This is a genomic window from Agrobacterium sp. 22-226-1 (genome assembly GCF_053522345.1).
This window is the reverse complement of record NZ_JBNWCP010000018.1, coordinates 78,993-89,957: the sequence shown is the minus strand read 5'-3', so window position 1 is coordinate 89,957 and position 10,965 is coordinate 78,993. Positions and strand designations below refer to the sequence as shown.

The following is a 10,965-nucleotide window of genomic DNA, read 5'->3' as shown; positions in this document are numbered from 1 at the left end:
AGGCCAACCCATTGACCAAAGCCTGATCAGACAACCATACTTAGAGGTGGCTCACTTCTCGGTGGAAAAACCGGCTCAGTTCCGCGTGGAAACCAACACTAATCTTTATACAGTTGATGGGATCCACGATGACCGAGAAATTTCCAAACCTACCGCTCCTGAGCGGAATCGAACAGCCGTTCACCTAGTGCATTTGCCTAGCAGCAATTTATTTCTGCAGTGATAGCGAGTACCGGGTATGCCGGCGTTCACCCGTCCGCGTAAATGCACCGATCTCTACGAGCTGCTGAAGGTCACGTGTTGCTGTAGCGCGGGAGGTATCTGTGATCGAGATGTAGTTTTCGGCACTTAGCCCTCCCTTGAAGCCTGCCGTGCCTTCCTTGAAGATGCGCGCGACTACCTTTTCCTGCCGCTCGTTCAGCTGGCCTCGAAAACGATCATAGAACTTTGCTTTCTGAATGAAGAAATCTATGCGCTCAAGCGTCGCCCGTTGAGCATCCAGTATCGTTTCTGAAAAGAAAATGATCCACTCGGTGATATCAAGCGTGCGCTGGTGCCGCTCAAGCTCGGAGTAGTAGGCCTTCCGGCTCTTCTCGATTGTGAAGGCGAGAGAAATGAGACTTGGCTGCCCTATGTTTTGCGCTAGGGATTTCTCAGCGAGCGCGCGCCCAATTCGGCCGTTGCCATCCTCAAATGGATGTATGCTTTCAAAATAAAGATGGCCTACTGCTGCGCGCGTTAAAGCTTGAAGCGACGTTTGACCATTTGGCCCGGATTGATTGAACCATGCGATGAAAGTCTCCATCTCATCGGTAACCTGGCGAGACGGGGGAGCCTCAAAGTGGATTGTCGGCTTATCCAGTCGACCTGACACGATCTGCATGGCGTCTTCATGCGTGCGGTAAGCACCAACAGTTTCAATATATCGATTTCCGGCCATCAGCATTGAATGCCACTGGAACAGTCCCTCATGACGCAGCGGCCTATGCCAGCTTCGATAGACATCCGCCATCATCTCGGCGATCCCCCGCTCCTGGGGGCGGATCTGTCTGTCATCAGTGTTTAGCCCGAACTGTCGGCGGAGTGACGACTGGACGCTCACGCGGTCGAGATATTCCCCCTCTATCTCTGAGGTCTTGACCGCTTCGTCGCTCAGCAACTCAATACGAAGTTGGTTGCTGTCGTCCTCGTTGAAATGCCGGACAGCACCGATAACCTCGCCGGCGGACTGCAGGAATCTCTGCTCCAGCGGTACCAGGCTTGCGGTGTCGTACCTGAAGTTTGGCCAATCCGTGTTTTGCCAGTTCCATTTCATGAGTTATAGCGCCCCTCTCTATAACTCATAAATATTGCCATATATGAGCTATTGCAAGTCCGTCTATCGCTCAGCGCCACAAGCTGCGGCTCTCCATTCAAGACGCAGCGATCAACAGATAGCCTCTTGCCCTAAACATATTTTGTTAACGGGCGCCTCATATTCCCGCTCGCCCTTGGTACTGATGCCGAGAGAAACGGAATGAGTATGATCAAACACGACATTTCATCACGTCATTTTCAGCGAAAAATTTCGGAGTTCTGCGAGATTCGTATCGCTTCGATCGCATCCAGGCGAGCGTTGGAGAATATACGGCCTTATCTAGCCAGTTTGATTGTCGACCGAAAATCGCCACCACTTCTGAACCATATCGACTGGACGATGATCGGTCAGGCCTGTGGGATCGAAGCCGAGTTGACGGTAGAACTGAAAACGCAGCTCCGGCCAGGGCTGGATGCCATCATCCGATGGCTCGGCGCACCACCGGCAGCCGAAGAGCGACGGCCGCCAAAGTCAAAGGCTCGCCCGACCAGAATCGTTCCCGCCAAGAAAGCGGCTTCCGCACGCTCCGCCCGACAGCCACAGCGCGCGGCGACCAACGGTGCCTTTGCCCGGTCCGCGTCGCAGCGTCGACGAGAGCGCCGTTCCTCTTTATTTGGAATAGCCCGAAGAATAAAGGACCGCGCCTAGTTTTGCTCTTGAGCCGATCTGAACCAACGACCCGGTTATTCAAGAATCCCCCAGAGCTCGTAAGGTCATCAAGAACTTGGCTTGCAGTATGACCGATGAAAGCCCGCTTATCATAGGACGGCCAGAACAGTTTTCTGTAATCGCCGCCTTGAGATGACGATCGTTATGGCTTCCGCCACCTTTCGCGATCTGCCTGCTCAACGATGGCCCTCTGTCATGTCTTCGATGGCAGCGTCCGCGCGCGGGCAACCTTGATCGTCTGCCGCAGGCAATTTCACAGAATGGGTCAGTTCCGGTATATCCTTCTTGCCAGCCCAGACTCATCGCGTGGAAGGGTGAGCTTAATCAGAAGCCCACGTGCTTGCCAGTCCCTCGACACCCGGCCTTTCAGGCTCTGCACCAACATCCTTTCGAGGGTTGTTCCGAAGCCGACATCCTTGCTCTGACCTGCGGTCGTGGGGCCCGGATCGAATAACCGCTGCTGCTTTGCCAATGCAGACGTTCGTGTCACGGTATTCAAAACGAGTTCGCGAAACTATCACCGGGTCGAGAGAATTTAATCTCATTTAGCGTTTTCAAAAGGATGAGCACGGACGCGGAGTGAATGGTGTAATAAATAGTTTGCGCATCCCGTCTTGTGGCGACCAGCTTTCGGTTTCGCAACTTCGCCAGGTGCTGGGACACCGCCGACTGGCTCATGCCAACATGTTCGCAAATGGCGGAGACCGAAGTCTCGCTCTGGACAAGCAGTTGAAGAATCGCGAGGCGCACCGGGTTTGCCATTGCCGAAAGCATTCGCGCCGCATGCTCGCTCTGTTGCGCAGTCAACTTTGAAGGCGTTTCCGTTCCGCTCATGCCGCTGGGTACCCATTTCTCAGTTTTGTTTGTAGGCCAGAACAGCCACATTGCAGTTCTCCCTACCATCGCCGTCAGGCCGCAAATTGCATTACGCAATACCTATGCCAATTTTGCGACTCCGAAAGATCAACAAGTTATCGATTCAGCCATGATGGCAACGGACAAAGTGTCTCCTATTTCCCGGCAAAATGTCCTGCCGAATTTTCCGTTGTATAGTTCGAAACGTTTGATTTCATTGTTCTATTGTGCTGATCTTTCTTCAGAAGTCGCTGTCTTATGTACTTCATGCTTACGGCGAGCGTCGTGATGCGATTGACGCGGAGATTAGATGAAGCTCAGCTACGAACTGCTGCTTGTCAGCACCGAATGGATTGTGCGTTTGGGCGCGCTCGTCGTCATCCCGCAGCGGCGCTCGCCCTCCTCCGCACGGGCATGGCTGCTGCTGATTTTCTTTCTGCCGATCCCGGGGATCATTCTGTTTCTGGCGATCGGGAACGACCATTTCCCCAAGTGGCGACGGGCACGGTTTCGGTCCCTGCAGCTGTTCTTCGAGATGGCGACAGATAGCCTGAAGCCCTTTCAGGCTGTTCTCGAAGCCAGGCAGCAGCCCGTGGCGGAACTTGCAGCTGCTCTTAGACGATTTCCCGCCACGGATGGAAAGAGGATTGAGCTGATTGACGATTATGACGGCATGATCGACAGGCTTGTAGCAGATATCGATGCATAGAGCTGGCTCGGGAAATCTGCACAGGGGGATAAGTGGAATTTCTGCCTGACTTCGGCTTGGATGCCGGGAACAAGAGATACCATGACGAGACGACCGCGCCGGAACCACAGCCCGGCTTTCAAGGCAAAGGTGGCGCTCGCCGCCATCCGAGGTGAGCAGACGCTGGTGGAATTGTCCCAGCAGTTCGATGTGCACGCCAACCAGATCAAACAAACAGTGGAAAGACCAGCTCCTTGAGGGGGCGACGGGTGTGTTCGGCGATGAAACGAAGGCGGAGCCAACGGGTCCGACCATCGATGTCAAAACGCTGCACGCCAGGATCGGCGAACTGACACTGGAGAACGATTTTTTGTCCGGTGCGCTCGGCAAGGCGGGATTGCTGGGCGGAAAGAAATGATCGACCGCGAGCACAAGCTATCCGTCGTGCGCCAGGCGAAGCTTCCCGGCTTCAGCCGTGGCAGCGTCTATTATTCTCCGCGCCCAGTGTCGAACGTCGATCTGGCTTTGATGCGCCGGATCGACGAACTGCATCTCGACTACCCGTTCGCGGGAAGTCGGATGTTGCAAGGGCTCTTGAGAGGAGAAGGTCTGGAGACCGGGCGGCTACACATCGCCACGCTGATGAAGAAGATGGGTATCGAGGCGATCTATCGTCGGCCGAACACCTCCAAACCAGCGCCAGGGCACAAGATTTATCCCTACCTGCTGCGAAAGTTGGCGGTCATCCGACCCAACCAGGTCTGGGCAATGGATATAACGTATGTTCCGATGGCTCGCGGCTTTGTCTATCTTTGCGCTGTCGTGGACTGGTTCAGCCGACGTGTTCTGTCGTGGCGATTGTCAATCACGATGGAGGCGGACTTCTGTATCGAGGCGGTCGAGGAGGCGCTTGCGCGTTACGGCAAACTCGACATCTTCAACACCGACAGGGATCGCAGTTCACCTCGATGGACTTCACGGCAGTGTTGAAGAAAGCTGAGATCGCCATCTCGATGGATGGCAAGGGCGCTTGGCGGGACAATGTGTTCGTCGAACGGCTCTGGCGTTGATCAAATACGAGGAAGTCTACCTCCACGCCTATAAGACCGTGTCCGAGGCCCGCGTCGGCATTGGCCGATATCTGACCTCCTTTTATAATAGCCGACGCCCACATTCATCCCTTGACCGGCAGACGCCGGATCAGGCCTACTTCAACGCTTGGCACCAATGATGGTGGCGGCATAATCGAGGCGGAAATCCACTTAACGAAACGCCCGAAACTGTTCAGACAAACCGAACCACCTCTCCGCGCAGGACTACTCGCAATCACGGTACTGCTTTGTGTCATCGTTCTGATAGCGATCGGAACGCTGGTCGCCAGACCCGCAACACCGGAATGGACGGATGTCGCTCTGATTGTTCTGACGCTGATATTGTCATGGCTTTTTGCAAATACGGTCTTTGCGGTGCATTACATCCACCTCTTCTGCTCCCAGGAACAGGGAAAAGATCTCGGTGGACTGGAGGTGCCCAATACTCCGAACCCCTGGGTACTGGGATATAATCTATTTCAGCTTCACACTGGGAATGACCTTCCAGACTTCGGATATCACGATAACTGGCTGGCATATGCGGAAGGTCGTCCTGTTCCAGTGTATGGCGGCATTCATTTTCAACATGGGCGTTCTGGCTTTCACAATTAACGCACTCGGAAGCCTATGAAAACGCGACCACGGACTATGCCTCTGGCATGGCGTAATTTTGCGCCCAAAACCGCAATTCAAGTCATTTTGGGGTGGGGGTGGCCGGTAGATCGACACCCAGCAGCTTCATGACGGCCAGCGTCGTTTTGAGGTTCGGATTTCCACGCTCGCAGAACGAGCGGTAAAGCTGTTAGCAAGATGGTCGGTTTTTCCTGAGATTTCGGTCACGGCATCTGCGCGTGCGACGACGTCAGGCGCTTTGGCAACATTGGCCACGTCGCCAGTTTCTAAGGTACAACGATCAACGCCGCAATTTCTTCATCGTCAACCAGCCCGGCAGCACGGTTAGGTAGTCAGCCTTTCAGCCGTCTTTTTGCTCCATTCCTTGGCACCGGAAGAACCCGCGAATTCATTGGTCAGAAGCGGCGGAAGCGGGCTCCCGGACTTCGAGAGCGAAACATGAATGCAGCTGCGCAGTTGAGGTGATGAGCAGCCGAGTCTAGAAGTGCGGTTTAAAAGTAAGCGCTGGGTGAGCACCCGAGTGATCGGCGGAACATGGCAGAAAAGGCGCTTGGGCTATTGTAGCCACACTCAAGGGCGACATCGAGGACGCTTCTCCCTTCTGCCAGCATCGTCAAGGCTTCGAGCATCCGGGCCTGTTGGCGCCATTGCCCGAAACTCATGCCGGTTTCACGTCTGAATGTCCGCATAAAGGTGGCTCTGCTCATGTGAAGCCTGGCGGCTGCATCTTCAATGGAGAGATTTTCCGCCAAATTGGTACGGAACCGCTCGCACATTTGCGCCAAGCCGGAATGCTTCGGTGTAGGCAGATTGAGCGGCTGCGCTGGCTGAAAGGAAAGTTCCATCAGGAGCAGCCTGACGACGGCGTCCGCTTGCTCCCGACTTTGTGGCTTCTCAGCAAGCTCGGCAAGTTTCAGGATCAATTCCCGCAAAAGAGGGGTGATCGTCACCACAAGGCATTCGTCGGGAAGCCCCCCCATTTCGCTTGTGTCAATCAGAAGTGACCGGAACTGCACGCCTGCATGGCTAGACGTTTGGTGCTCCAGTCCCGGCGGAATCCAGACAGCCCGGCTTGGCGGGACAACCCAAGTGCCCCGATCCATCCTGATCGATACAACCCCGCTGACGGCATATAGAAGCTGAGCGTCTTCATGACTGTGCCTCGGCCCCGAAAAGCGGTTTTCGTCGTGGGTAATGACGGCGATCTCGTTGGTAATGTTTATGCCGCTTTTCAAAACTGATCCTTTTGCGACGATCGATGATCATCTGGCGTTAGAATATCAGCTTCGCGCTCACTACGGTAGGCCATCCAACAGCAGAGAGTTTTCGCCAGGTGACCGACCGCAACCGCCTAATTGACTGCATCGAAGAGCCGCGACCTGCGGCGCTCGGCGTGGCCGTTGGAGGCGCGGCCCATCCGCTTGCCTGTTTGGTGATTTGCGTTGCGTTGCGACTTACCGGCGATCGTCGGGCCTGACGGCTTCCCGGCGATCGTAATGGCCGTGTCGAATCCTTCACAAAACGCATCGCAATGGATCACGCCATGTTGACCAATCCTGAAATCAAATACCGCCCTTTCGTCTCTCCTATCGAGTTGCAAGATCGCAAGTGGCCGTCCAACCGGCTCACGAAAGCGCCCCGCTGGTTATCCACCGATCTGCGCGACGGCAATCAAGCGCTTGCCGATCCGATGGATGTGGAACGCAAGCTACGTTTTTATGACATGCTGCTCGCCGTAGGCTTCAAGGAAATTGAGATCGCCTTTCCATCGGCGTCACAGACCGAATTCGACTTTGTCCGTGCGCTGATCGAAGAAGATCGGATTCCCGACGACGTAACAATTCAGGTGCTTACCCAATCCCGTAAAGATCTTATTGTCCGCACCTTCGAAGCGCTCGAGGGCACGCGCCGGGCGATTGTTCACCTCTACAACGCAACGGCTCCGCTGTTCCGCCGCGTGGTCTTCGGGATGGAGCGGCATCAGATCATCAATCTGGCCGTCACCGGCGTCACGGCGATGCTGGAGGAAAGCCTGAAGCGTTCCGACACCCACTGGACCTTTCAGTATTCGCCCGAAACCTTCTGCTTCACCGAGCCTGATTTTGCGCTTGAGATTTGTGAACGGGTGTTGGACGTTTGGCAGCCGACCTCCGAACGTCCAGCGATCCTCAACCTGCCGGCAACGGTCGAAGTCGCGACACCCAACGTTTATGCCGACCAGATCGAGTGGTTCGGCCGCAGCATCTCGCGCCGTGATGCGGTGGTTATCAGCGTGCATCCTCACAATGATAGGGGAACGGCCGTGGCGGCGGCCGAGCAGGCGTTACTTGCCGGGGCCGACCGTGTTGAGGGATGCCTGTTCGGGAATGGCGAGCGGACCGGCAATGTGGACCTGGTGACGCTGGCAATGAATTTCTACACCCAAGGGATCGATCCGAAACTCTATTTTCCCGCGATCCGCGATGTCGTGAATACCGTCGAGCATTGCAACGGACTGCCGGTGCACCCGCGCCACCCCTATGCCGGCGAACTGGTGCACACGGCCTTCTCGGGCTCGCACCAGGACGCGATCCGGAAAGGGTTCACGGCCCACAGAAAGCGCAATGACGGTATCTGGGAAATGCCCTATCTGCCAGTTGATCCGGCAGACATCGGCGAGACATACGAGGCGGTCATTCGCGTCAACAGCCAGTCTGGCAAAGGGGGTATTGCCTGGGTGATTGAACAGGACAAGGGTTTGAAACTGCCGCGCTCGCTTCAGATCGATCTCAGCCGCCGTGTGCAGGAGTTCGCTGAGAGCACCGGGAGGGAAATCACGGCCGCTATGATCTGGTCGATCTTCGAAGATGCTTACCATCTAACCGGGCCGCAGCCGTTTGAACTGATTGATTATCAGGATGAAAGCCGTCGCAGCGCCGGGAAGGAACGCGTTTTTGTCGGGCGCATCCGTCACAGAGGTCGTGTTATTGCGATCACAGGTCGTGGGAATGGCCTGATCTCCAGTGCGGTCTCGGCGCTGGAGGAGGGCTGTGGGGTGATGTTGGAAGTCCTCGACTATCACGAACATTCCCTGAAACGCGGCGCGAATTCCCAAGCGGTCGCCTACCTGAAATGCCGCACTCGTGATGGCGTCACGGTTTTCGGGATCGGCATCGACGAGGACATCGCCACGGCTTCGGTCAAGGCCGTCCTCAGCGCAGCAAACGCCAGCTGAGTTTGCCAAAGTCTTGGCGCTACCAAGACATCCTCTAAGTCGCGCTGGCGCCGATCGTCGGCCTGATTATCTCTAATCATGAACTGGGGACCGGCGATTCCGCGGCCACGCCGTTATAGAACAGCAGGAATCAGGGTGATAAATCGGTTGTAATCGATGCGGGGAATATCATGAAGAAAGAAGCGACAGGCACTTTTGACGTGAAACTCGCGCCGGTCGGCGCCGGTGAAGGCCCGATTGGAAACATGTCGATCGACAAGACCTTTCACGGCGATCTGCAAGGCACCAGTGTCGGCCAGATGCTTGCATTCCGCAGCAACGTTGAGGGCTCGGCCGGCTATGTCGCGATGGAGCGCATGACTGCCAGCGTCAACGGTCGGCAAGGTACGTTCATGCTCCAGCATAGCGGGCTGATGGATAAAGGCGAGCAATCCCTGACGGTCGTCCTCGTGCCGGACTCCGCTACGAACGGACTGGCAGGCCTAACGGGGACTATGAACATCGTCGTCGCCTCGGGGCAGCGCGATTATCAGTTCCGCTACACGTTGCCGGACTAAGCGATCGCGAGCCACGTCAGCAAAAGCCAGTGGACATGTTGTACCCAAGGGGTTCGGATCGTGTGCTGAGAGGCTATTGCAAAGATCGCGGTGACGCACAAGCGAGCGGCGAAGATCTTCTGCGACGTCATCGATGAGCAATCTCAAGCGGCGTCGTTTCAAAGTGAAGTGATTTTTGTGCCCGTTGCGCTGATCTACCGCTATCGTGTCAACGACCGTGACCTTGGACGGATGATGGCGCACCTCTACTTGAAGAGGCAGGATATTGGCCTGCCCTTGTAGTGCAGCCGTACGAGTTTTAGAGAATCGCGGTCGCACTGACCTGCTCCTGGATGATGTAGAGTTCAAGTTCATCGAGAGGGCTGCGTCCCACGAACGCCTTCTGTAATGCATCCCTGCGTCAGCGCTTTCCGCCCCGCATGACGGCTGCAGCGCGGCGATCGATTTCCTCGTCATAGTCAAAGAAGGAGCCGCAGAAACTATCGAAATCGGCGGCCACGAAGGCCAAAGGCACCGTTTCATCATCCTCCATTGCACCGACCCCATGGATCGTCATGTACTTCACCGAGCCATGCTCCGGCCCCGGCTGGAGATCAAGCACAAGGATGTCCCCGGAGATCGTCTGGCCGATGCCGACGGTATCCTCGCGCCCCCAGCGGCGGACTGTGACCTGCAGGGCCTTGAGGTCGAGAGCCTGCTTCGCATGCCCGAGCGCATGAAAGTAGCGAAAGAGCGTCGCGTTCTCCGACAGGATTTCATCATTCGGATCGAGGAAACGCTCCAGAAAGAGGCGCGCCTCCGGAGAATACTCATACCGGAAACCCCGTGGCGACACCTTGCCTCCATTCATCCGCAGCAAAAACTGTCGATACGCCACCGGCAACGAAACGCCAAGCTCCTGTGCGAAGGCGGCAAGCGCCTCTTCACTTGGCAGCCCGACTGCGGATTCTCCATCAAAGGGTCGGAATTCGATCGGCCCCGATGCGCCTTCCACAACCTTGATCACCATAGAATTTCCTCTCAATCATCAGAAGACGGCCTCTGCCGCGATACTATACCCACCATCGTGCGGAATAATGGCGTCGTGGTGGGTGGTGGGTCGAGTCCCCAAGTTACATTGCGGTGCCGTCAAGGAAGCCCCACCAACTAATGATGAAAAATAGCCAAAGCGGCCCGCTCAACCAACTAAGGGAACGGGCCGCACGATCACCATGCAAGCGGAAGAGAACGCGCATGGGATTGAAAATCAGGCGGCGCCCATACGGTGTGCGGTTTGGTTATCCGGGCTTACGCGTCCACGGCCGGTCCTGAAACGTATTCAGCCCCACCTTGTCACTGGCGGAGCTGGCAAAAATTGTCTACCGATAACCTGTGCGAACCCAGCAAGAAGCAAGTGGGCACCCACTGGCGTTTAGTGTCCCTTGGACGCTTCGTCTTTCTTCGCCTGATCGTGATGCCACTTAATGGCATAGTACATGCCGATACCCAGCACTATGATCTTGAATGGGATGAAGACATCTCACGAGTTTCAAACGTCCGTCGACTAAGAGCGTCCCAAATGGAAACGGCACCCCAAGGTGCCGTTGGGTTTCTAACCCTTTCATACAAATTCGGTTTTAGAGCGACGTTTATCCACCGGGAGCGAATCCGAAGCGGTTGTCGTTCGCTGCGACTAGGCTACCCGCGTTGATGACGGTACCGCGCATCGCGGCTTCGTCGTTCAACCTCTCGAAAGCGGCGCGACCGTCTGGCGGCAACCACTTGTCCCGAACCATAGCCGGTGCCGATCCGGTGCCAGGAAATGGGCCTGCGATATTCTGATTGCGTGTTCTGATCATGCAGGATGTGCTCCATACGGAGCAACAATATATAGTATTTTAGGCCGGGTTCTGTGATCCACG

The 10,965-nt window shown here is 55.9% G+C and carries 11 protein-coding genes and 2 pseudogenes; 9 read left to right on the top strand and 4 right to left on the bottom strand.

Features of this window, described 5'->3' with window-relative positions; translation table 11 throughout:
- Positions 1-223, top strand: a 223-nt coding sequence (locus ACQZ5K_RS23505; RefSeq protein ID WP_448741598.1) for a hypothetical protein, incomplete at its 5' end; no start/stop codon positions are given.
- Here the strand turns inward: ACQZ5K_RS23505 and ACQZ5K_RS23500 are convergent.
- Positions 209-1,315, bottom strand: coding sequence for a Fic family protein (locus ACQZ5K_RS23500; RefSeq protein ID WP_448741597.1), 1,107 nt, complete (start codon positions 1,313-1,315; stop codon positions 209-211). The two genes, ACQZ5K_RS23505 and ACQZ5K_RS23500, sit on opposite strands and share 15 nt — an antisense overlap.
- Before the next feature lie 201 nt (positions 1,316-1,516).
- Between ACQZ5K_RS23500 and ACQZ5K_RS23495 the strand changes: the two genes are divergently transcribed.
- Complete coding sequence (locus ACQZ5K_RS23495) at positions 1,517-2,005, top strand: hypothetical protein (RefSeq protein WP_374997399.1); 489 nt, start codon at positions 1,517-1,519, stop codon at positions 2,003-2,005.
- Between the two features lie 516 nt (positions 2,006-2,521).
- Here the strand turns inward: ACQZ5K_RS23495 and ACQZ5K_RS23490 are convergent.
- Complete coding sequence (locus ACQZ5K_RS23490; protein ID WP_374997420.1) at positions 2,522-2,860, bottom strand: ArsR/SmtB family transcription factor; 339 nt, start codon at positions 2,858-2,860, stop codon at positions 2,522-2,524.
- 331 nt (positions 2,861-3,191) lie between these two features.
- Between ACQZ5K_RS23490 and ACQZ5K_RS23485 the strand changes: the two genes are divergently transcribed.
- The 4 genes and pseudogenes from ACQZ5K_RS23485 to ACQZ5K_RS23470 all read left to right on the top strand — a co-directional run bounded on the left by ACQZ5K_RS23485 (position 3,192) and on the right by ACQZ5K_RS23470 (position 5,291).
- Positions 3,192-3,590 carry a PLDc N-terminal domain-containing protein gene (locus tag ACQZ5K_RS23485; RefSeq protein WP_375021713.1) on the top strand — a complete coding sequence of 133 codons (399 nt, stop codon included), beginning with the start codon at positions 3,192-3,194 and terminating at the stop codon, positions 3,588-3,590.
- Between the two features lie 81 nt (positions 3,591-3,671).
- Positions 3,672-4,800 (top strand): annotated as a pseudogene (locus tag ACQZ5K_RS23480) (IS3 family transposase).
- Positions 4,751-5,065: pseudogene (locus tag ACQZ5K_RS23475) on the top strand (DUF1345 domain-containing protein); the annotation flags it as partial. The pseudogenes ACQZ5K_RS23480 and ACQZ5K_RS23475, both read left to right, overlap by 50 nt.
- 91 nt (positions 5,066-5,156) lie before the next feature.
- Entirely contained in the window at positions 5,157-5,291 is a 135-nt protein-coding gene (locus tag ACQZ5K_RS23470) for a DUF1345 domain-containing protein (protein WP_374997401.1), read from the top strand.
- 493 nt (positions 5,292-5,784) lie between these two features.
- On the opposite strand, the gene ACQZ5K_RS23465 is transcribed toward ACQZ5K_RS23470, so the two are convergent.
- Entirely contained in the window at positions 5,785-6,528 is a 744-nt protein-coding gene (locus ACQZ5K_RS23465) for an AraC family transcriptional regulator (RefSeq protein ID WP_374997402.1), read from the bottom strand.
- Positions 6,529-6,836: 308 nt separating this feature from the next.
- Here ACQZ5K_RS23465 and leuA point away from each other — a divergent pair, with 308 nt between their 5' ends.
- The 3 genes from leuA to ACQZ5K_RS23450 all read left to right on the top strand — a co-directional run bounded on the left by leuA (position 6,837) and on the right by ACQZ5K_RS23450 (position 9,346).
- Entirely contained in the window at positions 6,837-8,507 is a 1,671-nt protein-coding gene (leuA, locus tag ACQZ5K_RS23460; protein WP_374997403.1) for a 2-isopropylmalate synthase, read from the top strand.
- A 170-nt stretch (positions 8,508-8,677) separates the two neighbouring features.
- Positions 8,678-9,064: a DUF3224 domain-containing protein gene (locus ACQZ5K_RS23455; RefSeq protein WP_374997404.1), complete on the top strand. Its 387-nt coding sequence runs from the start codon at positions 8,678-8,680 to the stop codon at positions 9,062-9,064.
- Between the two features lie 90 nt (positions 9,065-9,154).
- The gene (locus ACQZ5K_RS23450) at positions 9,155-9,346 is read left to right on the top strand and encodes a hypothetical protein (RefSeq protein ID WP_374997405.1); all 192 of its coding nucleotides are present in this window, start codon (positions 9,155-9,157) and stop codon (positions 9,344-9,346) included.
- A 118-nt stretch (positions 9,347-9,464) separates the two neighbouring features.
- Here the strand turns inward: ACQZ5K_RS23450 and ACQZ5K_RS23445 are convergent, their stop codons facing one another.
- Complete coding sequence (locus ACQZ5K_RS23445; protein WP_374997406.1) at positions 9,465-10,058, bottom strand: SMI1/KNR4 family protein; 594 nt, start codon at positions 10,056-10,058, stop codon at positions 9,465-9,467.
- Between the last annotated feature and the right edge of the window lie 907 nt (positions 10,059-10,965).